Source organism: Mycobacterium sp. MS1601, assembly GCF_001984215.1.
In the GTDB taxonomy this organism is placed as follows: domain Bacteria; phylum Actinomycetota; class Actinomycetes; order Mycobacteriales; family Mycobacteriaceae; genus Mycobacterium.
In genome coordinates, this window is record NZ_CP019420.1 from 5704666 (window position 1) to 5731346 (window position 26681).

Here is a 26681-nt window from a genome sequence, read left to right on the forward strand (position 1 = left end):
GAGTGCAACTCTGGAGCCCATGGATGTCAATCATGTTTCATCAGGGTCACTCGCGGGTTATTTTGAGGAAATTCGTCAGAAGTAGTCAGAGTCATGCAAAGTCGAGCAAGTTCGGTATACGATCGACGGCATGTTCTTCGCCGAGCGTCACGAACGGATCCTGGCCGCACTCGCCGGTGGTGGTCAGACCGTCGGCAACCTTGCCGAATCCCTGGGCGTCAGTGAGTCGACCATTCGCCGCGACTTGGACATCCTCGCCAGGGCAGGCCGTCTGGAGCGGATGTATGGCGGCGCCATCCTCACCACCGGCAGTCGAGCCAACATCACCGACTCCGGCGTGATCGAAGACCCGCTGCGAACCGATGCGTCTCCTGACGCCGATCTGCGACAGCGGATGGCCCATCAAGCTGCGGAACTGGTGTCCGACGGCGAGGTCGTGGTGCTCGATATCGGATCCACCACACCGTTGGTGGCCCGCGCGCTTCGGGGCCGCCCGGTTACCGTCATCACCTCGAACCTGGCGGTTTTTGATGAGCTCCGCGACGATGACGCCGTCGAACTGGTGCTGCTGGGCGGGGTGTTGCGGCGTAACTACCAGTCGTTGGTCGGTCCGCTGGCCGAGCAGGTCATCGGCCAACTCAGCGCCGACACCATGTTCCTGAGCTGCACCGGTGTCCGCGGGGGACGAGTGGTGGACAACATGGCGGTGGAAGCGCCGATCAAGCAAGCGCTGATCGCGGCGTCACAACGCATTGTGCTGCTGGCCAGCGAACTCAAATTCCCCGGGACCGGCGCCATGCGCCTGTGCGCCCTCGACGAAGTAGACGTACTGATCACGACACCGGGAGCACCCGCACAAGAACTCGAAAACAGCCGGGAAGCCGGCAGAAAGGTGATCATCGCATGAAGCTCACTATCCTCGGCGGCGGCGGATTCCGGACCCCCTACGTGTGGCAGGCGCTCGTCCGCGACCAAGGTTTCCCGCGGGTGACCGAGGTGGCGCTCTATGACGTCGACGAGTCCCGGCTGGCCACGATGACGGCGATCCTCGGCCAACTCTCCGAAGGGTTTGCCGATGTGCCGGTGCTGAGCACGCACACCCAACTCGAACCCGCCCTTGCCGGTGCACAATTCGTCTTCGCCGCAATCCGGGTGGGTGGCGTCGAAGGACGTTGCTGCGACGAGCACGTTGCGCTGGACCTCAACGTCCTCGGCCAGGAGACCACCGGCCCCGGCGGAATCGCCTACGCGCTGCGCACCGTACCGGTGATGCTGGACATCGCCGACGTGGTGCGCCGTGTCGCACCGGAAGCGTACTTCCTGAACTTCACCAACCCCGCCGGCATCATCACCGAGGCGCTGCAGAGCGTGCTCGGCGACCGCGCGCTGGGCATCTGCGACACACCGTCGGGGCTGGGTCGCCGGGTCGCCAAAGCGCTCGGCCACGACCACACCCGGGTGCAGATGGACTACGTGGGGCTCAATCACCTCGGCTGGATGCGCCGCGTCCTGGTCGGTGGCCGCGACGTGCTCCCCGAACTCCTCGCCGACGAACCCCGATTGAGTCGGATGGAGGAAGCACTGGTCTTCGGGACCGACTGGATCCGGGAGTTGGGTCTGATCCCCAACGAATACCTGTACTACTACTACTTCAACCGCGACGCGGTGCAGCGCATCCTGGAATCCCCCCAGACCCGTGGAGACTTCCTGCTGGAGTCGCAGAGCAGGTTCTTCGACGAGGCCGCCGCGGCCGGTCCGAACGCCGCCCGGGTGTGGTCGGCCGCCGTCGACGAGCGCGGTGCCAGCTACATGGCTGAGGCCAAGGGCGGGGTACAAGGTGCCCCGTCCACCGAGCGCGAGCACGAGGCCGACCCGGCCCACCTCGGTTATGCGGGCGTCGCGCTCGGGGTGATGACCTCGATCGCGCGCAACGAGAAGGCCACCATGATCCTCAACGTCCGCAACCGCGGCACCGTCGCCGGTCTGCCCGAGGACGCTGTCGTCGAAGTGCCCACCATGGTCGACGCCAACGGAGTGCACCCGTTGTCGCTGTCCAGTCAGCCAGACCTGCACCAGCTCGGGCTCATGCAGCAGGTCAAGGCGGTCGAGCGGCACGCGATCGCGGCGGCGGTCAGCGGTTCGCCCGCCGAGGCGCTCAAGGCGTTCGCGCTACATCCGTTGGTGGACTCTGTGACGGTGGCCCGTCAGTTGCTCGACGGCTACACGGCGGCAAATCCGGCGATCGCCGCGGTGCTCGGCATGGTTCCTGCATGACCAGTCCCACCAGGACCATCGACATCGCGCCGGACTCCGCGGCGGTCGGTGAACGGGTTGCCGCGCGGATCGCTGCTGTCATCGAGGACAAACCGGAGGCAGTGATAGGTGTGGCCACCGGCTCGTCACCGGAACCGGTCTACCTGGCGTTGGCCCGACGTGTCCGTGCGGGCCTGGATGTGTCCGCGGTCCAGTGGTACGCGCTCGACGAATACCTGGGTCTGCCGGTAGGACATCCCCAGAGTTATCGTTCGGTGCTGCAGCGAGTGCTCATCGCACCGCTGGGTGCAGATCCGGCGACTCTGCATGTTCCCGAGGGCCCGGTACACGACTACGAGGCCGCTGTCACCGCGGCCGGGGTCGACATTCAACTTCTCGGCATCGGGGAGAACGGGCACATCGGGTTCAACGAACCGGGCACGTCCTTCGCTGCGATCACGCACCGTGCCACACTCGCCGACTCCACCCGCCGCGCGAACGCCCGCTTCTTCAGCTGCCTGGAAGACGTCCCCACCGAATGCCAGACGCAGGGGCTCGCGACGATCATGCGCGCCGCGCGGATCGAGTTGGTCGCCATCGGTGGGCGCAAGGCCGCAGCGGTGGCCGCCATGCTGGGTGAGGTCACCGAATCGTGCCCGGCAAGCATCTTGCAGCGGCACCCGGATGTCCACATCACCCTCGATCCGACCGCCGCCGCGGAGCTGAGCACCGAACGCCGGTGAATTCGACAACCGGTGTTGTGGCCGTCTGGTGTACAGGCATTGCGGCGTACACCGTGTCGATCACCAGCCGCACCTCACTGGCCGCGCTGGGGCTGGACACCGCCGGGCACTTCGCAGTCGATCCCGCGACGCTGTCGTTGTTCGCGGTCCTGCAGCTTGCCGTCTACGGGGTAATGCAGATTCCGGCCGGACTCGCGCTGGACCGGTTCGGGCCACGGGTGGTGCTGACGGTCGGGATGACACTGCTGGCCTTCTCGTCGGTGGTACTGGCGTTGGCGCCCAACGTTGCCGTTGGCATCGCAGCGCGGGTGGTACTCGGCGCCGGTGACGCGATGATCTTCCCCAGCGTGCTGCGAGTCATCGGGATCCGTTTCCCGCGCCGGTTCGCACCGGTCGCGGTGCAGGCCACCGGCCTGCTGGGGCAGTTCGGCCAACTCATCAGCGTCATCCCGTTCGCGGCACTGGTGCACGTCGCCGGGTGGGCCAGTGGCTTCTTGGCGCTGGCCGGCACGTCGGCACTGGTGGCGGTACTGGTGTTCGTCGTGGTGCGCGAGAACCGCCACGAGCGAGTCCAGGCGGTCCCCATGCGAACTCGGCTGTCGCAGGCATGGGCGGCACGCGGAACCCGGCTGGCATTCTGGACGCACTTCGTCACACCGTTCGCCGGCAATACCTTCGCGGTGCTGTGGGGCTACCCGTTCCTGGTGGGTGGGCTCGGGCTGGCCAGCACAACCGCCCAGGGGCTGTTCACGGTCTACGTCCTGGTGGGCATCCTGGCCGCGCCGCTCATCGGCGGGTTGTCGGCGCGATGGCCGCACCGGCGAGTGGCTCTGGTCGGCGTCGTGGTAGCCGTGCAGGTCGCAGCCTGGCTGGCCGTGCTCGGCAGTTCCGGGCCGGCGCCGTTGACGTTGTTGGTGCTGCTTGCGGCCGCCCTGTGTGTCGGCGGCCCCGGATCGATGGTGGCCTTCGACATCGCTCGCGATCACAATCCGCCATACCGGCTGAGCACCGCAACCGGCATCGTCAACGGAGCCGGTTTTCTGTCCAGCGTTCTTGTCATCCTGCTCATGGGCTGGGCGTTGCGACTGCAGTCCCATGGCGGTGACGACTACACCCTGGAAGCCTTTCGGTGGGCGGAACTGGTGCAGGTGCCGTTCTGGGTGCTCGGTATGGCGATGGTGATCCGAGAAGGGCGACGTACCAGTGCCGCCCGCGCGTCGGAATTGTTAGACGGCGATCGCGATGGTCGAACACGGCGTCCTCACCCGTTCCGTCAGATTTCGGATCTGAGCCACGGCGTCGGGGCGAGTGCGAATCCCGCGGCGCTCGAGGAGGGGAACAACGTCGTGCGCCAAGAGGGTCAACATCGTGACCGAGTCCGGGATGGCCGGCCGTAGTGTCACCCCGTCGGCCACCCCTGCGATGCCGATATCTGCGATCAACCCCGCCAAGCCGGCCGCGGTGCCGACATAGGTGACGCCATCGGAAATGGTTGACACAGCTTCACTTATCTGCCGCCGGGCAGCTCTGGCGCTCTCGGCAACATGAACGGTGATATCGAGCATTGCTGACGCCGGTTCTTCGAACTTGGCTCTGAATTCTTGGAGCAGGCGCCGCGACTCGCGCTGGGCCTGTTGTAAGTCCTTGGCTTGCACGCTGATCGTTTTCGCCGCGACGACGGGATCGGTGAGCTCCAGCACCCCGATGACAAGGCGGGGATGATCAAGAGTGACACGGCAAGCAAGTGATCTGGACATGATCCTCCTGGGAACAGTCGGAGATTCTGACGGACACGGAAGTGAGTTATTCGGCAGGGGCGAGAGTGCGCAGTGACGAGCCGTGCCACACCAGCGGATTGGTGTCGGGGTAGTGGCGCATTCCCGCAACTTGCAGTAGGACGATCGTGTGATCGCCTGCTTGAATCTCGGCATTGAGGTGACATTCGAAATGTACTGCGGCGCCGTCGATCAGATGAGCGCCCGATGCTGTGGTGGTGGTCGCGACACCTGCAAACCGATCAGCCACGGTGCGGGAACTCAACTGATGTACGACGCCGCGGTGCTTCTCGGCCAGAACGGACACTCCGACACGAGGAGCGAGCCGAAGCTTCGGCCAACTCGTTGATGTGTGCTGCACAGCGAACATCACCAGTGGCGGCTGCGCCGAAATGCCGACTTGGAAGGAGGATGCCACCACAATTCGTGGCTCTGCGTCGATGATGGCTGATAGCGCGGCGATACCGGACGGGAAGTGAGCGAAGGTTTCCCGGAGGTTGACGTCGTCCTGCGTGCAGTCGATCAGATCGAGAAAAGCTGTGTTCGGCATCGGTGGCCCATCGAGTCGAAGTGTGTATTCAGTGGGGGATGGCTCGATGCGGCGCCTAGACAGCGGCTTTCGACCAGTTAACGCCTGTGCTGGTGGCGTTCTTCTCGTCGGAGCGCTCGAAGGCCCCGCGGTAGGACGCGGCCGTGTGGCGGTCAGGCAGTCGAGGACCGATCTCGGGGAAAAGCCGCTCTCGAAGAGTGCCGTCGCTGTACTCGCGTTGGGCCAGCCCGCGTTCTTGCAGGACCGGGATCACGTGCTCGATGAAGTCTCGGTAGGAGTCTGGGAAGTACTGAGCAATCATGTTGACACCATCGACACCGGCGTCCTGCCATCTTTCCAGCTCGTCGGCGATCATCTCCGGGGTGCCAACCATGCGGGTGTTGTAGGACAGGGCGCCCACCAGATCCGACACTTTGGCCTTCTTGCCGGGATTCGCGTCCTCGAACATGCGGGCATAGCCTTGGACACCGGACGCGTCGGTCTGTTCGATCGGCATGTCGGGATCGAAAGCGCCCAGATCGATGCCCATGTCACGGCTGATGTGCGCGGCCAGACCGTCATAACTGACCATCTCATCGATCGCCGCCGACTTGCGCCAGGCTTCCTCTTCAGTGCTACCGACGACAAACGAAAAGCCTTGGATGAACTTGAGATCAGTCGCTCGGCGACCGGCCGCCTCGGCGAGGGCTCGCTGTTCCGCAATGCCCTTGCGGGCCCCTTCAACCGATGGAAACACCACAAAGGTCCCCTCGGCATGGCGCGCTGCGAAATCACGGCCGGCTTTGGAGGAACCAGCCTGATACAGCACGGGAGTCCGTTGCGGGGACGGCGAGGTCAGATGAGGTCCGAGCACTTGGTATCGCTGGCCCTCGTGGTAGATGCGATGGATCTTCGATGCATCTGCGTAGACACCGTTTGCCCGGTCGGCCAAGACAGCGCCGTCGTCCCAGGAACCCTCCCAGAGCTTGTAGACAACCTTCATGTACTCGTCGGCCCACTCGTAACGTGAGTCATGCGAGACGATCTCGTCGAACCCGTAGTTCTGTGCCGCATTGTGCGACACACTGGTGACGATGTTCCAGCCGATGCGCCCTTTGCTGAGATGGTCCATGGTGGCCACTTTGCGTGCGAAGGTGAACGGATGCTCGGCCAGAATCGAACTGGTGAAGGTCAACCCGAGATGTTCGGTCACTCCGATCAGGGCCGAACACAACGCGCTGGGGTCGTTGCACGGTATCTGTAGACCTTCCTTGACGTAGGTGTCCCAGCTGCCGTTGTAGGCGGGGTCGATTCCGATCACGTCGGCAAGAAACAACGCGTCGAATTTCCCGGCTTCCAAGATCTTGGCCAACTCCACCCACGTGGACAGGTCGTCGAAGTTCATCTGAGTCGTTCTCGGATCCCGCCACAGACCGTGATAGATGTGCGAGACCACGTTCATCGAGAACGCGTTGAAAATGAGTCTCTTACGGGGAGCTCCTGCATCGTGCGCCATGGCAGATCTTCCTTCATACGTGAGCCATCAATGTTGTGGGCATCGGTCCCAACGGGCGTCCTTCGACCGCGGGCCGAGCCCTTCAGCCACTGCGTCGTGCCTGTCGGCTGGGCCGATACGTAAATCGTCCGTGCGTGACCAGAGTCACGCTTGGATCGATGCGACAGGTCTCTTGGACCAGCGCGCCAGATGTACTTTCTCGTTGCCAGGCAGTTCCGCGGGCGTGAACTGCAGTGTCAGCTCCGGTCGAAAAGTGAGCAGGTAGTTCCGGTCGAAAAGTGAGCACTTCACCTTTCGATTGGAGAGTGATCACTGTGGAGGATTGGGCGGAGATTCGCCGGCTGTATCGGTCGGAGAAGCTGTCGAAGGCGGCGATCGCGCGGCGGCTGGACTTGTCCCGCAACACCGTGGCCAAGGCAGTACAGGCGGATGCACCACCTCGGTATGAACGGGCGCCGGTGGTGGGCTCGGCCTGGGCGCAGGTCGAGTTGGCCGTGCGTGCTCTGCTCACGGAGTTCCCGTTGATGCCGGCGACGGTGATCGCTGAGCGAGTCGGGTGGTCTGGCGGACATTCTTGGTTCGCCGAGAACGTCGCTCGGATTCGTCCGGAGTACGCCCCGGTCGATCCCAGTGACCGGTTGGTGCATCTGCCTGGCGAACAGGTGCAGTGCGATCTGTGGTTTCCTGGGCACCTCGTTCCTGATCACGCTGGGGTGTTGCGGTCGTTTCCGGTGTTGGTGATGGTGGCCGCCTATTCACGGTTCATCGCTGCGGTGATGGTCCCGTCGCGGGTCACCGGGGATTTGTTGGCGGGGATGTGGCAGTTGATCGCCACTCAGCTCGGCGGTGTGCCTCGGAGCTTGTTGTGGGACAACGAGTCCGGTATCGGTCAACGCCGCCGCCTGGCCCAGGGCGTGGCCGGGTTCTGCGGTGTGCTGGGCACCCGGCTGATCCAGGCCCGGCCTTATGACCCGGAGACCAAAGGGGTGGTCGAGCGAGCCAACGGCTACCTCGATACGTCCTTTCTGCCGGGACGTACCTTCGCCTCGCCGGCAGATTTCAACGCCCAACTGCTGGGCTGGCTGACCACCTACGCCAACCGGCGCACCCACGCGATCACTCGGATGGTTCCCGCGGATGCGCTCGTCGCCGACCGAGCGTCGATGGCGGTGTTGCCGCCGATGGCTCCGGTCACCGGCACGACGGTGACCACCCGGCTGGGCCGCGACTACTACGTCAGCCTCGGCGGCAACGCCTACTCCATGCATCCGGAGGTGATCGGCCGGATGATCACCGTGCGGGCCAGCTTGGATCGCATCGTCGCCCACTGCGGGGATCGCTGTGTGGCTGATCATGAACGCCTGTGGGGCACCGCTGGACTGCTGACTGACCCTGAGCATGTGGCCGCAGCGGCGGTGCTGCGCGAACAGTTCCGCACCAGACCCGCCGCCGGCGCTCACCTCGAGGTCGACGTCGAAGTCGCTGACTTGAGCGCCTACGACACGCTGTTCGGGACCGGGGAGGTCGCCTGATGGCCACCAAACGCACCCCGGCACCCGGTGAGGCCGACAAACTGATCGCCCACCAATCCCGTCTGCTCAAAGCCCCGCGCATCGCCGCGCACTATCACCGCCTCGCTGAGCAGGGCCGGGCGGCGAATTGGTCGCTGGAAGATTACCTGGGTGCTGTGTTGGCAGTGGAGTCCAACGCTCGTGCAGAATCCGGTGCTCGACAACGGATTCGGTACGCCGGGTTTCCGGCGATCAAGACGATCACTGATTTCGACTTCACCGCTCAACCCGCCGTCGACCGCGCCCAGATCGCTCGACTCGAGGCTGGGGGCTGGCTGGCTGAAGCCCGCAACATCGTCCTGCTCGGCCCGCCCGGCACCGGCAAAACCCATCTGGCGACCGCGCTGGCGATCGCGGCCGCCCATGCCGGGCACCGGGTCGCATTCGCCCCGGCCACCGGCTGGATCACCCGCTTGGCCGAAGCGCACCGCATCGACCGCCTCGACGCCGAACTGCGCAAAATCTCGCGCTACGGGTTGATCGTCATCGACGAGGTCGGCTACATCCCGTTCGACACCGAAGCGGCCAACCTGTTCTTCCAACTGGTCTCGACCCGATACGAGAAGTCGTCGATCATCCTGACTTCTAACCTGCCGTTCTCCCGCTGGGGACAGGTCTTCGGCGAAGCCACCATCGCCTCAGCGATGATCGACCGCATCGTCCACCACGCCGACGTCATCGCCCTCAAAGGCGCCAGTTACCGCATCAAACACACCGCGATCGAGTCACTGCCCTCCGTAGAAGCCGATCGTCAGGCAGACTCAACCCCGTAAACCTGCTCACTTTTCGACCGGAGCAGGCTGCTCAGAATTCAACCGGAGCCGACACTGCAGGTCACCGGGCCCGCACATCCATAAGTCGAAACGCGTGCGGAAAGCCGAACCTTGCGGTAACAATGCGAAACCACGGCGCCAAGAGCGCCTGGAATCGTGTGCGGGGGAGGTTGGCGGGAGGAGGTTGAGATGGGCTACTGGACAACCGAGGGGTTGACGGCCGACGACCAATCCAACTACTGGGCGGACGTGGTTTGCCAAGCCTTCACCAAGCTGCAACCGACTCGCCGCTCTGCGCACCGCGAAGGCAGCTCATCGCCCGTCGGAGTGCCGGGTTGGGTCAGATCCTCTGCACTCGGCACCGTGAACACAGCTGAGATCGAATCGTGTACCCAGCTGTTGAGCCATGGCCGCCGTGAGATAGCGAGAGCCAATGACGACGTTCTGTTCGTGAATCTGCAGGTGGCCGGCTCTTGTCTGGTGGAGCAGGACGACAGGAGGTCCATCGTCGGCCCAGGTTCTTTCAGCCTCGTTGATGCCAGACGTCCGTTCACCCAGGAGTACCGCGAGACCGAGACGGGGCAGCCCTGGCGGGTCCTGTCGTTTCGAATACCTCATTCGCAGTGGTCGGAAGCGTCGCAGACGAAAGCACAGACGGCCGTACCCATCAGCGGAACCAAGGGTGACGGCGCTGCTGTCGGCAGCTTGATGACCACGCTGTGGGCCGAGCGCGACGAACTCAGCGAAGAAGCCGCCCGAATTCTTGGCGTGGCTTTTGCGCATACGCTGGCTGGCTCCGTTGCCGAGCAGGTCAGTGCCGGCAATCTGATCGACGGAGTTGGTGTCAATCCTGCGGTGGTGCGGGCATCACGTGCATACATCCGCGAGGCATTGCCGTTCGGACGGGTGGCCGCCGCCGAGGCCGCCCGTCGACTCTCCATATCAGTGCGCACGCTGCACCGGGCTTTTGAAAGTGAGGGTGTGACCTTCGCCGGTTGCGTCCAACAGGAGAGGCTCCTGGGCGCCCGTGCCGATCTCGAGACCCCCGGCAGCTTGCGTTCCCTGTCCGACATCGCCGCGCGGTGGGGCTACTGCGACAGCTCGCATATGACCAGGACATTCAAGCGTGAGTTAGGTTGTACGCCAACGGAATATCGGCTTGCCGCAGGCGATGGCAGCGTCCGTTCGTCCTTCTGATCGGTGAGTACTCACGCCAACCGAGGCACGGTGACGGACCGAAGCGCGTCGAATGCCTGCCGCAGCGTGATGGTTTCGCCGTCGAAACGTCGATGGATGTTGAGGCCCAGCGTCATCGCCCGCAGCGCGGTGGCCGCGTCGACGGGCTGCACACCTTGTGACACCAGACCGTAGCGGCCGATGTAGTCGGCGTACAGGTCGCGAATTCGCCTGTGTCCCTCGACGAATGCCTCCGCCACCGGCCCTTTTTCGGTGACGGTTTCCAGCGCGAGCGTACCGAAGATGCGGAACCGATCGTCGCTGAGCACGACTGACTGCGCGTCGAGCACCGCATCCCAACCGCGCGGACCTGGCGACTCGAAAACAGCGCAGATGTTCTCTGCCAGAACGTCGAACGCGTTGTTGACCACGGCGACGATCAGACCCTCTTTGGATCCGAAGTGCCAGCTGATGGAGCCGCGGCTGATACCGGCGCGTTCGGAGACGGCCTGCACCGTCGTCGCTCGGGATCCGCCCTCGGCGAGCAACTCCCAGGCGGCGGTCAACAGCCGTGACCGGCTTTCAGCGCTGATCTCGGCTTGACGGCTCATCGAGTAACCATAACTGAGGCGATACCCACCTCCGGTCGTCGGACAGTGGAGTCGGACTGCGAGGATTCAACCCGCGAGCTGGTCGACTACCGATCGAATTTCGTCGCGCGCGATGAAACGACCGGCGCGTACCACCGCCGCGATCCGTGTGAGATTGTCAGCGGATATCAGCGGATCAGCGTCAAGCAGAAGGAAGTCCGCCTTGAACCCCACGTCGACCGCTCCCAGATCGCGCGTCCGGTCGAGGTAGGCCGCCGGCACGGTGGTCGCCGACCGAAGCACATCGAGTGGTCGCAGTCCGGCGGCTGCAAGCTCCCGGAATTCTGAGGCCATGTCCTGTCCCGGCGATGCGCTCGGGCCGTCAGTACCCGCCATGATGGGGACCCCGGCGGCATGCAGTATCCCCACCAACCGCACTGACATGTCATAACAGTCGTGGTAGGTGGCCCGAGTGTCGGGGGGAAGGTCGAGGAATCGGCGACGTGTCTCGTCAAAGTCGCGACGGTCCTGGTCGTCGAGCAGCGAAAGCCATGGGTGGTCGGCGTATTCCGGGTCGTCTGCTCGATACTGGGTGCGCAGTCGGACCAGAGTTGGTGTGTGCCAGGTCTTGTGGCGCACAAAGACGCTGGCGAGGTGCTGAGCGGCCACCTCGTCGAAGGAGTCGAGCGCTCGCTGCAGCAGCGAGACTGCCTGTGCTGAATCCAGCAATGCAGGGTTGAGGAGCATCTTCTTGGTGCGTTGTTGGATGAAGTCGGTGGAAAAAAGTTGTTCAGCGAACGGCAACCGGCTGAGCCATCCCGGGATGCGCCCTGTGCCGGCCTCGTCGGCCTTGATACGTAGGGCAGCACCGTCGGCCGACGTCTCGAACCACACATTGCCGCCGGTGCCGAGGTGCTCGATGCAGTCCATACCTGCCCTGGCCGCCTCCGTGGGTGTCACCGACGGGGGAAGATGTCCCGCGATGCGCATCCCGTTGTCATGTGCAGCGTTGACGGCGGCGAAGAACACGTCACGATGGACGTCGACGACCTTGATGAAATCAGCACCCCGCCGCTTCTGTTCGGCGATCAGGTGTTCGACGTCCTCGACGCTGCCAGCATTGAACGGCATCAACAGTGCCCCAGGCATGGCCAGCAAGGCCGGCGCGTAGCTGGTCAGCTCCTGCCGCCGCGGTGCGTGACTGTCGAGCAGATCGTCACTTCCGGCCATCTGGCGCATACCTGTTGTGCCGTCGGCAAGCATTGTGGCCAGAAAGAATTCGGGGTCGTGATCCTGTAGTACGTGGGTGTGCATGTTGTTGTATCCCGGTACGACGAACCGGCCACCACCGTCCACAGCCCACTCGCCTCCGTTGTCCGCTTCGACACCGCCAGAGGGGACAACGGAGGTGATGGACCCATCGCGCACGCGGATGGAGACGTCGAGCCGCCGGCTTCCGTCCCGCGGGTCGACAACGGTCACGTGATCGATCCGCAGAGGGGCCGCCATAGCTACCGTGACGGGGCGCCGAGGTGGCTGCTTACCCAGCGAATGTCCGACAACCGCTGCGCCACCGAGTGCCGTCAGTCCTGCAACCCCGATGCCGGCGCGACGCAAGATCATGCGTCGCGTCACCGAACCGCGGGATCGCGGCGCCTCTTCGGCAGCGGGTTCAACACTCGCTCCGTGTTTGTCCATGGGCGCACCTCACTCACAGATCTGGTGGTCGGTACTCCTTCTGTCACCTCCCGGCCACCGGGCCGGGCTGCAGCAGATATCGAGCACGCTATCAACTCCTATGCTGAGCGTCCAATGCTACGTCGCCCGTACAAGTGCGATCTCGATCCCGCCGACCGCGGCGAGGCGTCCATGCGCACCGGTTCAGCCGTCCTCTCAGCGTGTCGATCATCGACCGCCCAGGGCTGAGCCTACGAAGGACGATATGTGCCGCCTGGCTTCCTTCGATTCCGGTGCAGGCAACAGGATGAAACCATGGAATCCACCGGCTATTTCGACAAGTGTGGCGTCCACACCGGCGGCACGCATGCGGGTAGCGACGGTGCGGGAGTCGTCGAGGAGACAGTCATGGGTACCGACGACGATCAGCGTGGGGGGAAAGTCGGCGAATGAGCCGTAGAGTGGCGACACCAGCGGCATCCTCACATCGCAGTCGCCGGCATAGGCCACTGCGCTACGTGAAAGGCCACCGCGGGAGAGCAGATCTCGATGTTCATTCCGCTCGAAGCTCTCGGAGCTGTTGGACAGGTCTGCCCAGGGAAACATGGTCACGAGACCTTTCGGTGGGTGACCACCCCGGTCCAGCACTCGTCGTACCAGCGACATGGCCAGACCACCTCCCGCGGATTCCCCGACGATGACGGTAGGCCGGTCGCGCGCAACCTCCGAGTAGACCGTCCACACATCATCCAGGGCCGCGGGGAACGGATGTTCTGGCGCAAGTCGGTAGTCGACACTCACCAATTCCGCGCCGTGGCGACTGGCCAGCCTGCTGTGGGCACGGGCCGCCAAGGAACTGCCGGCGACGAAGGCCCCGCCGTGTACGTGGAAGATGAGGCCCGCGCCCGCCCGGTCCGGGCGGAACCATCGAACGGGCACCCCGGCCACCTTGTCGGTGGACTCCTGGACTCCGCGTGCCCGTCGCTGTCGCGATTCCATCAATCGGGTGATCCTGCGCGTCTTTCCCACGTCTTGAACACCGCCAGACCGTGGGGTCGCCAACAGCATGAGCTTTTGGAGGGTGAGCAGCCGTCGACTCGGACGGTGAGAATTGGTTACCGGCATGAGCTTTCCTTCACATCATCGGTGGTATGGGCATCACGCTGCTTGAACCAACAACATCACCCCCACGGCACAGAGAACCACCGCCAGGATGGCGGCATTGTGGCGCTCCAGCGCGACTTTGAGCCGCCGTAGGGGTTCGCTCATGCGCTCGCGCCAGATGGCATAGCCCAGCACCGGCAGTATCACTGTCGCACTGGCGAGCAGCGCGAAGACGGTGACATCACCCCACTGGGCCAGGCTGGTATGCGCGGTGGCCGCGATGCTGAAACCTGCTGCAGCACAGGCGGAGAGCACTTTGGGATTCACGGCTGCCAGAACCGGCGCGGCCGCCAGTGCCCGCCACGCGGTGACGGAGTCCAGCGCCCGCAGCCATACCGGTGCACGTTCGCTGCGTCCTCTGCGCATCCAGGTGGCGAGGCCGGCGAGGATCAGGAACACGGCCAGCACCATCGTTGCGGGCCGGATCCATTCTGGCGGTGGACCGCCGGCATCAGGCAATCGCCCGGCGATGCCGACAAAAAGCCAGGTTGTGGCTGCCACGGAGAGCGTCCAGCCGGCGGCGTACGCCCATCCAGCCGCCAGGGGGCGGGGGGTGTGCAGCATCAGGATCGCTGGAACCACCGAGGCCGGTGACACCGCGATGACGAGTGCCAAGGACGCCAGCTCTACCTGAATCACGCAACCAAACCTTCTTGTCGCCCGACGAACTAATGAAGACTCATTATATCCTGCCTTCGGGAAATGCGTACCATCAGGCAATGCCCTCGCAGTCAGACCGCACTCGGGAAGAGGCGCGCAAACGCGGACGCAACAGCAGCGGAGAAGCGACGCGTCTGAAGCTCATCGCCGTCGCGGAGGCGATGTTCGCCGACCGTGGGATCGCAGCTGTGAGTCTCAACGAAATCAGACTCGCCGCCGGACAAAGCAACGCCGCGGTGGTGAACTACCACTTCGGTTCCAAAGATGACCTGATCAAGGCCATACTCGAAGATCGTCTGGTACGAATCGATGAAGACCGGGGACGGTTACTCGAGCAGGCGGTGTCGGGCGATCACCCAGCCGAGCTCAGACGCCTCCTTGCAGCCTTGATACTCCCACAGGTGAGTAGCGCCGAGCGGGGGAGCGACACGTCGAACTGGTGGCTCACTTGCTGTTTCACGGATATGGCGAACCAGGCGGGCACGCATGGATTTTGGCCGACCCGTCGTTGACCGGGCACGGCCAGAAACTCAATCAGCTTATTTGGGAGCATCTTTCACATCTCCCTGAAGCCGTCGCCACGGCCAGGCTTCGTTTTGTCTACACGAGTTGCCTGAACGCGGTGGCCGACCACCAGCGGCAACGAGCAACCGCAACCAACGCGCCGCCCACGGCGATGTTCGTATCCGACCTCATCGATTCGCTGACTGCGGTCATTCACGCGCCGACCTCTGCGGAAACCCTGGAGGCACTGCGCCCGTGACGCGGTCAACTCAGTCGGACTTGAGCGCAGCCTCGAGTAGGTCCCGACCGGGTAGCACCTGCAGGTCGGATTCCACTGTCACCGAATGCAACCCACCGTTCCACGCGAACGGTGGTCGATAGTCGTCGCACACCGGCAACCCGCGGTCTCGACCCAAGAGCAACGATGTCCCGCCATGCTGCCAAACATGGGGCAGCGTCACCGGTGCCACCGCAGAGCCGACAACCATGTTGTCGATCACCGCTTCCACTCGGGTCCCGCCGCCGAGGCGGTGTAACCGACAGCCTGCGCTGTGGCGGCCTTCCGTCAGCAGGCAATCTGCTCGCACCCGGATGTTGCCGCCCGGGGCTGCGACGGCAATGTGCAGTCTGGCATCGATCACGAATGCCGCCAGCCCTCCGGTCCAGTTGCCGATGGCAAACAACACACCGTTGGCACCCTCAGCCGCGACGTCGACGTCTGCGACCAACCGGCTGTACAGCAAGGGCAGGGCCTCATCGGCAACCGGCCCACCCGAAGGCCGCAACACCACGCGCTGCCCGGGCGGGAAATGGGGCCACACCATCTCCGCCGCTCGTGCCACCAGCGAATCGGTCAGCGGGAGCACGTTGTAGCGGGCGGCTTCGGCTGCCCACAGCTCGGTCATTCGCGCCACCACGTCGGGGTGATTCGCCGACACGTCGTGCGCTTCGGAGAAGTCGTCGGCCCGAAACAGCGACCATCGATCAGCGGCGAAGTCCCGGCTACCAACAAGCAGCGCTTCCTCGTCCATCACGCCTTGGGCCACGTGATCCGTCGTGGCTTTCCAGCCGTCGGCGATGATAGATCGAGAACCCACGACTTCGAAGTATTGAGTGGACCGGGGTGCAGGCGCCGCGGCGTCGTTGAATGTCGGCAACAAGCTGGCTCCGTGAACGGCGCTGCCGGCGGCTTCAGCAGAGGGCGACTGCTGCCGAACCCCGCAGGCTTCCAACACTGTTGGCATGACGTCGATGGCGTGCGCAAACTGTGAACGCACAGCGCCTCCGTCGTCGATACCGCGCGGCCAGTGCACGATCAACGGTACGCGGGTGCCGCCCAACCAGGCGTACCTCTTCCACAGGCGGAAAGGAGTATTGCCGGCCCATGCCCAGCCCCACGCATAGTGCGGGTACCCCGCCGTGCCACCCCAGTCCGGCAGGCGATCGAGGTTGTCGGTCAACAACTCTGGCACCCGATGAGTGAAGCGGTGTTCGTTACTGGTTCCCGCGACGCCCCCTTCTGCACTGGCACCGTTGTCAGACATGACCAGGACAAGCGTGTTGTCGAGGACGTCGAGTTCCTCCAGGGTGCGGATCAATCGATCGATCTGGCTGTCGGTATGGCTCAGAAAGCCCGCGTACACCTCGTGCATTCGCGCGTACACGGCCCGTTCGTCTGCCGTCAGGGTGGCCCAGGCCGGAACCCAATCAGGTCGCTCGGTGATCGTGGTGCCTGCGGGCACCACACCCTCGGCAAGTTGGCGTGCAAACACCGCGTCTCGCCAAGCGTCCCAACCGATGTCGAACTGACCCGCGTAGGCGTCGGCCCAGCTCCTGTGCACGTGGTGGGGTGAGTGCATGGCCCCGGTGGCAAAGTAGAGGAAGAACGGCTTGCCAGGTGCTGACTGCTGTTGGCTGACCACCATCCTGATCGCCTCATCGGTGAGGTCCTCGGTCAAGTGGTAGCCGGCTGGGCGCACATCAGGTCCGTCCAGATACGTGTTGTCGCGTACCAACTGCGGGTCCCAGTGATTGGCGTCGCCGAGCAGAAAGCCGTAGTAGCGCTCGAACCCCAGCCCTAATGGCCAGCGAGTGAACGGACCAGCACTCGTCCGTTCACCGCGCGGCGCGAGATGCCATTTACCGACGGCCATCGTGCTCCAGCCGGAATCTCGCAGTAAGCGTGGCAGCGTCGGCACTGAGGTGGGAATCTTGCCGGTGTAACCCGGGTGGGCAGTCGGGATATCGGCCAGGAAGCCCATGCCCACCGAGTGGTGGTTTCGACCGGTGAGCAATGCAGCTCGTGTCGGCGAGCACAGGCCGGTGACGTGAAAGCGGTTGTATCTGAGTCCGTTACGGGCAAGGCGATCGATGGCTGGTGTCTGGATGTCTGACCCGTAGCAGCCCAACTGGGCGTAGCCGAGGTCGTCCAGCACGATCATCACCACATTCGGGCTGCGGGATGCGCTTCCACATCACAGGTGCCCATTGGCGCTCCTCGGCTCGAGAGAAATCAATATTAATGCTTCCTCATTATTAACACACTGCCACTGTCCGCACACAAACCCGTGCCGAGACCTCGAGATCGGGGCGCTCAGGTGGCGCCGCCGGATCGACGCGTGGCCTTAGCCTCGATCCGTGGACTGACCTGATGGATGTGGTTCTGAGGTGATGGCGCCGGTCGGTCGTTGTGCTGGCAGCGGGTAGCTGCTGGTCTGCCCAGCTTTTCCTGTGTGCTCCGGTAGGGCCTGTTCGGCGGGGTGGTCAGGGTGTTGCTGGTAGCGGTGGGCTGTGTCCGATGGTGTTGCGCCACAATGTGAGCCAGTGTTGTGTCCAGGGCCAGTGGCTGGGAAGGTGCAGGATCGGTCGTCGTTGGGGTCGGGCCAGCCGGGCCGGGATGTTGACGATGCGTCGTCGCAACGTGGCCCCTCTGGCGACGGCGTTGGTGGCGCCGCCGGCCAGGACGCCAGCGGCGCGCAGCAGATTGTGGGAGATCGCGGCGCACAGGATCCAGGCCGAGTTCGCCCCGAACTGGCCTGAGGGCATGTGGGCCAGGGGTCCGTCGATGAGGTCGGCGAAGACGGTTTCGATGATCGCGTGGCGGCGGTGGGTGATGTCGGCAGCGTCGGCCGGTTCGTCGGTATCGGTGAAGAACGGGTGATACCGCCATACCGGGAACAGTGCGTCGGGGAATCGGGCGTCTTTGACGCGCCGCACGATCAACCGCGCGGTGACGGGCCGGTTGGTGGAACTGAAGGCGGTGTAGGTGGTTTCAGCGACTTCGGCGTCCGAGATCCATCCGCCGGTGTCGGGGTCACGCACCGCGCCGGGATACTTGACCGGGATCCAGTCGTGGTCGCTGATGGAGTCAATGGCTGCGGCGACGGTGGCCGACTTGGTGAGTACCAGCGAGAACTGGGCACCGGCGCGACGGCAGGCGGCCACGACGGTGCTGTTGCCGTAGGCAGAGTCGCCGCGCACCAGGACCTGTCCGGTGACTCCGGCGGCACGGGCGGTGGCGACCGCTTGGGCGATCATCCGGGCCGCGCCTTTGCCGGAGTTGGTCTTGCCTGCCCGCAACCTGGCTCCGGCGATCACCGGGGCGCTGTGATCGGTGCTGATGGTGGTGATCAACGGGGACAGGCCTTTGCGCAGGATCTGTTTCCCGGCGATCTTGGTGTGTCCGTAGGAGGCGCCTTGTTTGGCGTGGCCATAGACTGGGCGCAGCAGTGAATCGATATCGATGAACGCCCGCTCGTTGGCGCCGGGCAACACCTCGACGCGCTGACACAAGCTGCCCAGATGCTCCCGTAGGACGGACTCGAGTTGGCGGGCGTGCCCGAAGGTGAACTCACGCAGCAAGGTTCCGACCGTCGATGGGGCGTACACGCCGCCGAAGAGGGTTTTCATCCCGCCGGCACGCACGATGTCGAGGTCATCGATGCAGTCAGCGCCGGCACACATCGCGGCGATCAGGGTGGTCAGCTTCGGCGACGGATTGGCTGACCCGGACTTGATCCGCGGTGCCGCGATGCGAATCTTGTTGCCCAGCAGGTCAGACAGCCCGGTCTGGCTGGCCAGCGTCATCACCGGTACCAACCCGGCACACGACACGAGATGCTCATCATCGAACAGCGCCGACGCGGCCAAGAAATTGTGCGAGACTTGCACCGGAAGTGCCTTTCTTGCCGGACATGATTGTTGCGTAGAGAACACCAATCATTCCAGTTCAGAGGGCACTTTCCTCATTCCGACACCCCATGACCAGCCAATTCATCGGTGGATCGAGGCTTAGCGGCGATTCGGATGTGCCGGGGGGCCGACCTGTTCCCCCCGTTCGCGGGGACGATGGGGTGACACTGGCGACGAGCATGCAGACAGAAGAGGCGAGAGAACATGATCACAGCACGCGATGTCGACGTCCACCACGGCCGAGCGTGGGTTGATGCGGATGAGTCGGTTCGTATCGGCTACACGGTCGTCAGTCCAGCTGAACCGACGATGACGGTCGTGCTTCTTCACGGCGCGCCGCAAACGCGCTACGAGTGGCGCAAGGTCATGATGCCGCTGGCGACCGCGGGCTATCGGGTGATCATGCCTGACTATCGCGGTGCCGGCGCCTCGGACAAACCTCGTGACGGTTACGACAAATGGACCATGGCTGCTGATATCCACAGTCTGGTGCGCGACGTGCTGGGGGTAGGGGAGTCCATCTCGCTTGTCGGGCACGATCTTGGGTCGACCCTGGCTCTGAGTTTCGCGCTGCGCTACCGCGATGATGTCGTGAGCGCCACGTTCATGGAAGCTCCACTGCCGGGCACGGCCTATTACGACTGGCGCATGGCTCAGAAATCGGCGTGGCAGTTCTCCTTTCATGCCAATCCAGACATCGCGGTCTACCTCACCCATGGCCGCGAACGTTGGTACATCAACCGATTCTTCGACGATCTGGCCTACCAACCGGATGCGATCTCCAATGCCGACCTCGACGTTTACGCCCGCGCATACGAGGCTCCCGGAGCCATGCGGGCGATGTGTGAGATCTACCGGGAACTCGACCGCGACGCCCACGACAACCGCACCGCGCTGCAGCAACAGGGAAAGCTCACCATCCCGGTGTTGGCTTCGGGCGGCGCTTCCAATCCTCTTGCCGGACGTTTCCGGGCTATGTGTGAAGAGGTCGCAGACTCGGTGACCGATCACCTTGTCCCGGACTGCGGCCATTGGGTGGCCGAGGAGCAGCCGGAGTATTTCACCAGGATGTTCTGCGAGTTCGACGCAGCCGCTCGGAGCAGGACTGAATAGACGCCGACGCGGCGGCACCGGTTTATTCCCGAAGTGAGGGGGTGTATCACCACCCCCGAACGCCCACCGGATGGCACCTACCGTGGTAGCGGAGGCACTGGTCGCCCCGGAAGTACAAGGGCCCATACCCAGTGGATACGCAGTGAAGTGGAGGTAATCGTCATGGCGAACATGAACCCGCAGACAATCAGTCTTGCCGGAAAGAAAGTGTCGCGCTTGGGATTCGGCTCGATGAGGTTCACCGGCCGCGGAATCTGGGGTGATCCCCAAGACCGCGACGAGTGTATCGCCGTGGCCCGTCGAGCGGTCGAGCTCGGAGTGCAGTTCATCGACACCGCCGACTCCTACGGCCCGCACGTCGCCGAACAGATCTTGCGTGAGGCGCTGCATCCATACCCTGAGGACGTCATCATCGCGACCAAGGCGGGCTTGACCCGAAACGGACCTGATGTCATCGACACTGACGCCGGACCCAAACGGCTCGGCCCTGCGGCGTGGCCACCGGTCGGACGACCCGAATACCTGCGGCAGCAGGTATTGATGAGCATGCGCCGCTTGGGGGTGGATCAGATCGATCTGTTACAGCTGCACCGGGTGGATCCGAAAGTGCCATTGGCAGATCAGATTGGTGAGCTCAAGGCGCTCCAGGATGAGGGCAAGATCCGCGAGATCGGCATGTCGCAATGCACCGTCGCCCAGCTCGACGAGGCGCGGCAGATCGCCGAGATCGTCAGTGTCCAAAGCCGGTTCAACGTCATGGACCGGAGCGCCAACGACATGTTGGAGGTGTGCGAGCGCGATGGGCTGGCGTTCATTCCCTGGGCGCCGGTGGCGCAGGGTGGGCTCGCCGCGGCCCACCAGGCACTCTCCGACATCGCCCTGGCTCACCAGTGCACTGTGGGCCAGGTGGCAATCGCCTGGCTGTTGCATCTCTCACCGGCGATGCTTCCCATCCCCGGCACATCGCGGCGGGCCCATCTGGAAGAGAACATGGCTGCCGCTGACGTGCAACTGACACCAGAACAAATCGACCTACTCAGCGCGGCTACGCCGACGGCGTCACCGGCGTAAGCGCTTTCAGCAACGCGACAGCGTCCGGAGACGACGCGTTCTCGAGCGGACAGTACACAAACAACCGCTGGTCAGGCGCGCCCGCCACCTCGAGCGCCTCGAAATGAAGGCGTAACTCGCCCACTCGCGGATGGTGGAACACTTTGTCCTCACTGGAGCGTGGACGTACGTCGTGGGTGGCCCACAGTTCGGCGAAAACTGAACTGCGTGCGGAGATCTCATCGACCACCTCGGCAACGCGGTCGTCATTCGGGAATCGCGTCAAGCCTGACCGGAGGTTGCCGACGACCTGAGTGGCCACCTGGTGCCAATCTGTGTAGAAATCTCGGGCGGCCGGGTCGAGGAACACCATGCGGGCAAGGTTGTCAGTGTCGCCGAAGCCGCTGTACATCGCACGACCAGCCGAGTTGATCGCAAGGATATTGAGACCGACATCGACGACGATGGCCGGTACACGCAAGCCGGAATCGAGGAGAAGCTGGACCCCCGCCGAGACCATGGTGGCGCGAGCCGGCATCGGGAGGGGGAGGGGATGGACAAGCGAGATGAGGTAGGCAGTTGCGTGCGTATCGAGCCGTAGCGCGCGTGCGAGCGCACGAAGCACCTGTAGCGACGGTCGGTGCTCTCGGCCCTGTTCGAGCCGTCGGTAGTAGTCGGTGCTCAATCCGGCAAGCAGAGCCAGCTCTTCTCGACGAAGCCCCCGAACCCGCCGACCGTCGCCGGGTACAAGGCCGACGTCCTGTGGCGTCACTGCTTCACGCCTTGCCCGTAAAAACGAGCTGAGCTCTGCCGATCGATCTGCCATGACCCTATCCATAACGGACATCCACTCAGCTGGCAAGGCCGCGCCCTGCTCACTGGCACTTTCGTCCGATGCATGGCCCGCCATGTCGGTCGGCGCACTGCGGGCGTTCGGAGTTTCAGAGGTTGTATCACCGCGGGGTGTCATCGAGGACCGAGCGTGCTCCACCCTGGCGCTTGGCTTTGTACATCGCGCTGTCTGCGCGGCGTAGCAGAACGTCGAAGTCGAAGTTCTCGTCATCGATTGCCGCCCAGGCGATCCCGATACTTATTCCGATAGGCGTCGGGGTGGCGTGCAGGCGAGCACAGCGCTGGAGGAAACCGGGTAGGCCGCTGCTGCTGTCGAGGTTGGCAACGACGACGAATTCGTCTCCGCCGGTACGTGCGACCAGATCGCGCCTCTCGCGGACGATCGAGCGTAGATTGCGGGCAGTTTCGAGCAACGCGGCGTCACCGGCTGTGTGCCCCTCGGTGTCGTTGAGTTGAGTTGCTTGAATCGGTCGAGATCGATGACGGCCACAACCATCAGTTCCGACGAAACCTGTGTGTCGAGCGTTGAGCGGACGGTGTTGTGCATGCCGCGCCTATTGAGCAATCCGGTCAGCGGGTCGCGGATGGCTTCGCGCGCGGTGCGTCGGATGGTTCGTCTGGCGGCTTCGATGACGGCTTGAAGGATGACGGGCAGCAGAATGACCGTCGTCAGGGCCGGGCTGTAGTAGATGAACAGGTCGAGCAGCGTGCCGCGCCCGTTGAGGATCGCAGCCGCAGTCATCCCGAAGATCACCGCAGACGCGAAGGCGCAGTGGACGGCCAGCACTCGCCAGCCCAGCAAGAATGCCGCGAACACCCCGACCAGTCCCATGTGAATCGTGGTGTTGATCTGGGCGGCAGGTCCTGCCAACACGATGCCGCAGACCGCGATACTGACGTCCGCCCAGGCAACGAATCCCAACGCACTGCGATGGCTTGGCCACGGCCCGAAGATCCACAACGGACCGACCACGAGTGCCGTGGCGGCGACGACGGCGTGCAACACCCGCAAGTGCGGGGTGGGTGGCCCCAGTGGATGAAATTGCACCAGAATGGCAAGCGCCAGCATGGACAGGCACATCACACCGATCGCCGTCTTGAGCACTCCCAGGTAGCCGGATGCGCGCAGCGCCTCGGTGAGGGAGGCGTACTCGTGGCGCCCCCACTGTGATCGCCTTGGCGCACCACGGTGGCGAAAACGGTGTGGTCGGGGGATCGACAGCATTCCCATCCTTCCTACACCCCTCGGCATCGTCGCTTCCAGGTTTGTCAGCGTTCGGCGGCGGTCTAGACACGCAGTCGGAGCGCACTTCTCCGCACGCTGAGCTGGCCAACCAGACCCGGCCTTGACCACTAGCGGCACGCTTCGATGCGCGTACAAGCAACTATCCCGGTTCAGACCGGCGAGGCAAATAGGGGCGGCCAAGCAGATTTGCCCACAGTCGTTGGAGACTGTCCATGCCGCCCGCTGTCGAACTGAACAAGGTGGCGTCGCCCACGATCAGGTCGCCGGCGAAGACCCCGGGACGCGATTGCAGAAGCGCATCAAACGTCCACTGTCCGTGCTCAGTGAACGGATGCGGTGGTGCCTGCCGGTCGATTCGCTGTCTGGCCAGCACCTCGAGTTTGCCGACCGCCTGTTCGACGCGTTCTAGGTGCGGAAGGTGCGGGTGGAGGTTGAAGGTCTGCACGCCGTCGAGCAGACCGAGTCGGTCCAGGGCAGTCTCGGTGATGATCGGTTCGGGTGACCCGGTAGTGGTCTGTGCCGGACGCAGACCGAAGCGGTTCTGCACCGGGACATCGAGCCCCGCGAGGACGGATCGCGCGAATCCACCGAAGCGCTGCTCCGGTGGGATGGTCTTATCGCCGTGATGGCGGAATTCGACTTCGGGCACGTCGCCGATGTCATGGTGCGGTGCCACGACGAGCAGATTGCCGGGCACGTCGAGGAAGCGACGCAGACTACTCAGCTCACCTTGTTGAACGTTCTGGGCAGTGCGCCTCGAATCGAAGCTGATCACGATCAGGGTGTCCAGGCCGGTGACGAAATCGTCGTCTATCGCAACGAACGTCCCGTCGTCGCTGACCCGCTCGGTCTCGATCACCGGGCTCCCGCTCGCTGCTCGCGCCGTCTCGCAGAACCTGTCGAAGTTGCGGCGCAGGATGTGGTCGAGAAATCCGGATATCCCTTGGTCGTAGCGCTGGTCATCGGCCAGGTCGGTATGGGCCGGGTAGAGCATCCGTCTGGTTTCGAACAAGGCTGGAAAGCGGTTCTCAATGACCCTTAGCGGCGATGTGATCTCCTGTAGCCGGTCCCACGAGTAATACACACCGACGCGGCGTCCCGTCGTCATCGGCATTCCTTTTCTGTTGGGGCGCCTGGCGTTTGCCCTTCAGGCTCAGGCGAAGTGTGTGCGCGGGCGCGCAAGTGCGACGCCGTCGACGGTGATGTCGAGCTTCTCGTTGAAGAACCCCACCATCCTGGCGATAGGGGCCACCTCCGGCAACGGGTAGTCATACGCCCAGGCGACGTCTGGCTGCACCCCGGCCGGCGTCTGTGCTGACCAGTACTGTGTGGTCACGCCCTTGTACGGACACAACGAGGTGCTATCACTGGGCTGCAGATGTTCCATCACCAGGTCAGAGCGGTCGATATAGTAACGCGTCGGCAGTCCCGTCTCGAAAAGCAACACCGGGCAGTGCGTTTCGGCGAGCAGCACGCTGTCCAGCGCCACCGTGACGTGCCGGTGCGAGCGCAGCGCGTCGATGCGCACATACGGGTTGCGGGGATGCCCGACGATCGGCTCGTCCTCCTCGTACCACTCAATGGCGTCCCATTCGAAGCTCGCCAACCCGGCGGCCGGCCCGCCGCCGTCGGCATCGAACATTCGCACCACCGAGGGCTGGATTCGCCCACCGGCGCTCAGCGAGTACAACCGCGACGGGCCGAACTGGACATTCTGTTGATGGTCCTCGTCGATCAACAGTTCCCGGCGGACATCGACGATCGGCACGTAGTAGGTGGGATAAAACGCGTTCTCCCACAGATACTTTGCGTTGGTGGTGTCGAATACGACCTGCCCGGCGACGAATCCGCGTACTCGCCGCGGCACCGGTTCGATGTGTCCGCGACCGACCGGCACCAACGGGTAGTCACGGACTTCAGTGATGGGTTCCATGGATCAATTGTGCGTTCGGGCGTAGGCGATGCCGGTCAGATTGCCCTGGGCCTGCAGCAGTGTCGTCTTATCGGACCCGTCGAGCGCCGCACGGTAGACCGTGCCCGCGAAGTCGGTGACGAACATACGGTCACCAGCGACGTCAAGAGCCAAGCCGATGCCCTCCATCAGATGGTCGACGACAATCTCGGGTTCGGGCCGGCCATCGGGCCCGGGGTCCAATGGCGCCCGGTTGACGGTGTTTCCGCGTGGCGGGTCACCACGGTCAGTCCAGTACAGCGTCCGTGTGCCGTGGTCGATGTCGAGGTCGATCGGCTCGGGGAGCCCGTCGTAGACCACCTCGATGTCGGTGCGCTCGGCCGGCGTCTGCCCGGCGGGGACGTCGATGCCGGCGCGCAGGATGCGACCGTGGCCGGAGTCGTCGGCGCCCTTCTGCGTCCAATAGATCTTGCCGCCCACGCGGTCAACGGCGATGCCGACGCACCAGTTGCGCTGGTCCTTGCGGTCGGTATCGCCGAACCCTGTCTGGACCAGCGTCTCGACAGCAGACCCATTGGCAGCGGCGCGCATCACGCGCATGCCCTCCCGGTCCGACCAGTACAGTGTCCCGTCTTCGAACTGGATCTGCTTCGGCGTGAACGTGGCGCCCGCCGCCACGATCGTGGTGCGGTTGAGGCCGTCGAGGTCTATGCGTTCGATCGACCCGTCGTTGCCGTCCGGGTCGCCCATATTCGTCCAGTACAGGTGCCCGCCTTCGGTGTCGGCGATGATCCCGTCGGGATGGCCGGTGAGCCCGGCCAGCAGCGTTCGCGGGTCGGAGCCGTCGGGGTTCACCGCGACGATTCTTCCGCCGCTGAGATCAAGGAAGTACAACCGTCCGGTCATGGCTGACTGGCTCCTGTCGCGTCGTCGTGGCCGAGGCGATCGGCATAGGCCTTCAACGCCGCCAACGTACGGGCGCTTTCCACCCGGAACGATCGCACGAAGATCGGTTTGAGCAGCGCGAGGTGGGAGGGCACAGTCAGCGTGCACACCCGATGGACATGGGTGCCCCCGTCACAAGGGGTCAGCGTGTAACGCAGCACCACGCCGAGCGTGCCGAGGTGCCACTTGAGTGTCATCGGCTGATCAAAGGTGATGCGTGTCGGCGGGTCGAACTCGGTGACGACGCCGTTGCGCACCCCGATCGGACCCGGTTCACGATAGGTGGTGCCCAGTTGAACCGGATCGGTGGAGATCTCGACGGTCCCTTTGAATGCCGACGATTCCGAGAGCCACCGGCCCTCGCCTTTCAGGTCGATAATGATGTCGAAGATCGTCGATGCCGGGCAGGCGATATCAGCATCGGAGGGCAGTTCGGGCATC

The 26681-nt window shown here is 64.0% G+C and carries 25 protein-coding genes and 1 pseudogene; 11 read left to right on the top strand and 15 right to left on the bottom strand.

The features are described from left to right. Positions 1-130: 130 nt before the first annotated feature. The 4 genes from BVC93_RS27345 to BVC93_RS27360 are packed head-to-tail and all read left to right on the top strand — an operon-like array spanning position 131 to position 4393. Positions 131-907, top strand: coding sequence for a DeoR/GlpR family DNA-binding transcription regulator (locus tag BVC93_RS27345; RefSeq protein WP_083740149.1), 777 nt, complete (start codon positions 131-133; stop codon positions 905-907). Next, positions 904-2274, top strand: a complete 1371-nt coding sequence (locus tag BVC93_RS27350) for a 6-phospho-beta-glucosidase (protein ID WP_083740150.1) — start codon at positions 904-906, stop codon at positions 2272-2274. Before BVC93_RS27345 ends, BVC93_RS27350 begins: the two co-directional genes overlap by 4 nt. After that, positions 2271-2996: a glucosamine-6-phosphate deaminase gene (locus tag BVC93_RS27355; RefSeq protein ID WP_083740151.1), complete on the top strand. Its 726-nt coding sequence runs from the start codon at positions 2271-2273 to the stop codon at positions 2994-2996. The genes BVC93_RS27350 and BVC93_RS27355 overlap by 4 nt, the downstream gene beginning before the upstream one ends. Positions 2997-3049: 53 nt before the next feature. Then, positions 3050-4393, top strand: coding sequence for an MFS transporter (locus BVC93_RS27360; protein ID WP_197687519.1), 1344 nt, complete (start codon positions 3050-3052; stop codon positions 4391-4393). 406 nt (positions 4394-4799) lie between these two features. Here BVC93_RS27360 and BVC93_RS27365 read toward each other — a convergent pair whose 3' ends face one another. Both BVC93_RS27365 and BVC93_RS27370 read right to left on the bottom strand, forming a co-directional pair. Further along, positions 4800-5321, bottom strand: a complete 522-nt coding sequence (locus BVC93_RS27365) for a flavin reductase family protein (RefSeq protein ID WP_083740153.1) — start codon at positions 5319-5321, stop codon at positions 4800-4802. 55 nt (positions 5322-5376) lie between these two features. After that, positions 5377-6816 (bottom strand): LLM class flavin-dependent oxidoreductase, encoded by a 1440-nt coding sequence (locus tag BVC93_RS27370; protein WP_083740154.1) that lies wholly within the window; start codon positions 6814-6816, stop codon positions 5377-5379. A gap of 314 nt (positions 6817-7130) precedes the next feature. Here BVC93_RS27370 and istA point away from each other — a divergent pair, with 314 nt between their 5' ends. The 3 genes from istA to BVC93_RS27385 all read left to right on the top strand — a co-directional run bounded on the left by istA (position 7131) and on the right by BVC93_RS27385 (position 10357). After that, entirely contained in the window at positions 7131-8348 is a 1218-nt protein-coding gene (gene istA, locus BVC93_RS27375; protein WP_083740980.1) for an IS21 family transposase, read from the top strand. After that, the gene (gene istB, locus BVC93_RS27380; RefSeq protein ID WP_083737386.1) at positions 8348-9160 is read left to right on the top strand and encodes an IS21-like element ISMyma9 family helper ATPase IstB; all 813 of its coding nucleotides are present in this window, start codon (positions 8348-8350) and stop codon (positions 9158-9160) included. The genes istA and istB overlap by 1 nt, the downstream gene beginning before the upstream one ends. Positions 9161-9349: 189 nt before the next feature. After that, positions 9350-10357, top strand: coding sequence for a helix-turn-helix domain-containing protein (locus BVC93_RS27385; RefSeq protein ID WP_083740155.1), 1008 nt, complete (start codon positions 9350-9352; stop codon positions 10355-10357). An 11-nt stretch (positions 10358-10368) separates the two neighbouring features. Here the strand turns inward: BVC93_RS27385 and BVC93_RS27390 are convergent, their stop codons facing one another. The 4 genes from BVC93_RS27390 to BVC93_RS27405 all read right to left on the bottom strand — a co-directional run bounded on the left by BVC93_RS27390 (position 10369) and on the right by BVC93_RS27405 (position 14406). Next, positions 10369-10947, bottom strand: a complete 579-nt coding sequence (locus tag BVC93_RS27390) for a TetR/AcrR family transcriptional regulator (protein WP_083740156.1) — start codon at positions 10945-10947, stop codon at positions 10369-10371. A 66-nt stretch (positions 10948-11013) separates the two neighbouring features. Then, positions 11014-12624 carry an amidohydrolase family protein gene (locus BVC93_RS27395; protein WP_083740157.1) on the bottom strand — a complete coding sequence of 537 codons (1611 nt, stop codon included), beginning with the start codon at positions 12622-12624 and terminating at the stop codon, positions 11014-11016. A 207-nt stretch (positions 12625-12831) separates the two neighbouring features. Next, the gene (locus BVC93_RS27400) at positions 12832-13602 is read right to left on the bottom strand and encodes an alpha/beta hydrolase (protein ID WP_192860119.1); all 771 of its coding nucleotides are present in this window, start codon (positions 13600-13602) and stop codon (positions 12832-12834) included. A gap of 159 nt (positions 13603-13761) precedes the next feature. Then, positions 13762-14406 carry a GAP family protein gene (locus tag BVC93_RS27405; protein ID WP_192860120.1) on the bottom strand — a complete coding sequence of 215 codons (645 nt, stop codon included), beginning with the start codon at positions 14404-14406 and terminating at the stop codon, positions 13762-13764. A gap of 80 nt (positions 14407-14486) precedes the next feature. Between BVC93_RS27405 and BVC93_RS27410 the strand changes: the two genes are divergently transcribed. Then, complete coding sequence (locus tag BVC93_RS27410) at positions 14487-14939, top strand: TetR/AcrR family transcriptional regulator (protein ID WP_157517103.1); 453 nt, start codon at positions 14487-14489, stop codon at positions 14937-14939. After that, a complete protein-coding gene (locus BVC93_RS33310; RefSeq protein ID WP_157517104.1) occupies positions 14921-15190 on the top strand; it encodes a hypothetical protein in 270 nt (89 codons plus the stop codon). Before BVC93_RS27410 ends, BVC93_RS33310 begins: the two co-directional genes overlap by 19 nt. Positions 15191-15200: 10 nt before the next feature. Here BVC93_RS33310 and BVC93_RS27415 read toward each other — a convergent pair whose 3' ends face one another. Further along, a complete protein-coding gene (locus tag BVC93_RS27415; RefSeq protein WP_083741402.1) occupies positions 15201-17372 on the bottom strand; it encodes an arylsulfatase in 2172 nt (723 codons plus the stop codon). Between the two features lie 322 nt (positions 17373-17694). Beyond that, positions 17695-19101, bottom strand: a complete 1407-nt coding sequence (locus BVC93_RS27420; protein WP_083740161.1) for an IS1380 family transposase — start codon at positions 19099-19101, stop codon at positions 17695-17697. Between the two features lie 225 nt (positions 19102-19326). On the opposite strand from BVC93_RS27420, the gene BVC93_RS27425 reads away from it, so the two are divergent. Together BVC93_RS27425 and BVC93_RS27430 are read left to right on the top strand one after the other, a co-directional pair. Beyond that, on the top strand, positions 19327-20235 hold the full coding sequence (locus BVC93_RS27425) for an alpha/beta fold hydrolase (RefSeq protein ID WP_083740162.1): 909 nt from the start codon (positions 19327-19329) through the stop codon (positions 20233-20235). 162 nt (positions 20236-20397) lie between these two features. Then, entirely contained in the window at positions 20398-21306 is a 909-nt protein-coding gene (locus BVC93_RS27430) for an aldo/keto reductase (RefSeq protein ID WP_083740163.1), read from the top strand. Here the strand turns inward: BVC93_RS27430 and BVC93_RS27435 are convergent. From BVC93_RS27435 to BVC93_RS27465, 7 genes and pseudogenes are all read right to left on the bottom strand, one after another. Beyond that, entirely contained in the window at positions 21281-22132 is an 852-nt protein-coding gene (locus BVC93_RS27435) for a helix-turn-helix domain-containing protein (RefSeq protein ID WP_083741403.1), read from the bottom strand. The two genes, BVC93_RS27430 and BVC93_RS27435, sit on opposite strands and share 26 nt — an antisense overlap. 106 nt (positions 22133-22238) lie before the next feature. Then, positions 22239-22550 (bottom strand): diguanylate cyclase domain-containing protein, encoded by a 312-nt coding sequence (locus BVC93_RS34850; protein WP_442928984.1) that lies wholly within the window; start codon positions 22548-22550, stop codon positions 22239-22241. Between the two features lie 92 nt (positions 22551-22642). Continuing rightward, a pseudogene (locus BVC93_RS34580) lies at positions 22643-23389 on the bottom strand (hypothetical protein); the annotation flags it as partial. Between the two features lie 133 nt (positions 23390-23522). Beyond that, the gene (locus BVC93_RS27450) at positions 23523-24491 is read right to left on the bottom strand and encodes a hypothetical protein (protein WP_083741404.1); all 969 of its coding nucleotides are present in this window, start codon (positions 24489-24491) and stop codon (positions 23523-23525) included. 45 nt (positions 24492-24536) lie between these two features. Continuing rightward, positions 24537-25316 carry a DUF427 domain-containing protein gene (locus BVC93_RS27455; protein ID WP_083740166.1) on the bottom strand — a complete coding sequence of 260 codons (780 nt, stop codon included), beginning with the start codon at positions 25314-25316 and terminating at the stop codon, positions 24537-24539. Positions 25317-25319: 3 nt separating this feature from the next. Then, entirely contained in the window at positions 25320-26201 is an 882-nt protein-coding gene (locus BVC93_RS27460; protein WP_083740167.1) for a 3-hydroxyacyl-CoA dehydrogenase, read from the bottom strand. Next, positions 26198-26680, bottom strand: coding sequence for an SRPBCC family protein (locus BVC93_RS27465; RefSeq protein ID WP_083740168.1), 483 nt, complete (start codon positions 26678-26680; stop codon positions 26198-26200). Before BVC93_RS27465 ends, BVC93_RS27460 begins: the two co-directional genes overlap by 4 nt. Position 26681 lies beyond the last annotated feature (1 nt).

What these genes read in the sequence shown, in the direction of transcription:
- BVC93_RS27345 (WP_083740149.1), top strand. Translation starts at nt 131, where the DNA reads ATGTTCTTCGCCGAGCGTCACGAACGGATCCTGGCCGCACTCGCCGGT.
- BVC93_RS27350 (WP_083740150.1), top strand. Translation starts at nt 904, where the DNA reads ATGAAGCTCACTATCCTCGGCGGCGGCGGATTCCGGACCCCCTACGTG.
- BVC93_RS27355 (WP_083740151.1), top strand. Translation starts at nt 2,271, where the DNA reads ATGACCAGTCCCACCAGGACCATCGACATCGCGCCGGACTCCGCGGCG.
- BVC93_RS27365 (WP_083740153.1), bottom strand. Translation starts at nt 5,321, where the DNA reads ATGCCGAACACAGCTTTTCTCGATCTGATCGACTGCACGCAGGACGAC.
- BVC93_RS27370 (WP_083740154.1), bottom strand. Translation starts at nt 6,816, where the DNA reads ATGGCGCACGATGCAGGAGCTCCCCGTAAGAGACTCATTTTCAACGCG.
- istB (WP_083737386.1), top strand. Translation starts at nt 8,348, where the DNA reads ATGGCCACCAAACGCACCCCGGCACCCGGTGAGGCCGACAAACTGATC.
- BVC93_RS27385 (WP_083740155.1), top strand. Translation starts at nt 9,350, where the DNA reads ATGGGCTACTGGACAACCGAGGGGTTGACGGCCGACGACCAATCCAAC.
- BVC93_RS27390 (WP_083740156.1), bottom strand. Translation starts at nt 10,947, where the DNA reads ATGAGCCGTCAAGCCGAGATCAGCGCTGAAAGCCGGTCACGGCTGTTG.
- BVC93_RS27395 (WP_083740157.1), bottom strand. Translation starts at nt 12,624, where the DNA reads ATGGACAAACACGGAGCGAGTGTTGAACCCGCTGCCGAAGAGGCGCCG.
- BVC93_RS27400 (WP_192860119.1), bottom strand. Translation starts at nt 13,602, where the DNA reads ATGGAATCGCGACAGCGACGGGCACGCGGAGTCCAGGAGTCCACCGAC.
- BVC93_RS27410 (WP_157517103.1), top strand. Translation starts at nt 14,487, where the DNA reads ATGCCCTCGCAGTCAGACCGCACTCGGGAAGAGGCGCGCAAACGCGGA.
- BVC93_RS27415 (WP_083741402.1), bottom strand. Translation starts at nt 17,372, where the DNA reads ATGATCGTGCTGGACGACCTCGGCTACGCCCAGTTGGGCTGCTACGGG.
- BVC93_RS27425 (WP_083740162.1), top strand. Translation starts at nt 19,327, where the DNA reads ATGATCACAGCACGCGATGTCGACGTCCACCACGGCCGAGCGTGGGTT.
- BVC93_RS27430 (WP_083740163.1), top strand. Translation starts at nt 20,398, where the DNA reads ATGGCGAACATGAACCCGCAGACAATCAGTCTTGCCGGAAAGAAAGTG.
- BVC93_RS27435 (WP_083741403.1), bottom strand. Translation starts at nt 22,132, where the DNA reads ATGTCCGTTATGGATAGGGTCATGGCAGATCGATCGGCAGAGCTCAGC.
- BVC93_RS27450 (WP_083741404.1), bottom strand. Translation starts at nt 24,491, where the DNA reads ATGACGACGGGACGCCGCGTCGGTGTGTATTACTCGTGGGACCGGCTA.
- BVC93_RS27455 (WP_083740166.1), bottom strand. Translation starts at nt 25,316, where the DNA reads ATGGAACCCATCACTGAAGTCCGTGACTACCCGTTGGTGCCGGTCGGT.
- BVC93_RS27460 (WP_083740167.1), bottom strand. Translation starts at nt 26,201, where the DNA reads ATGACCGGACGGTTGTACTTCCTTGATCTCAGCGGCGGAAGAATCGTC.
- BVC93_RS27465 (WP_083740168.1), bottom strand. Translation starts at nt 26,680, where the DNA reads ATGCCCGAACTGCCCTCCGATGCTGATATCGCCTGCCCGGCATCGACG.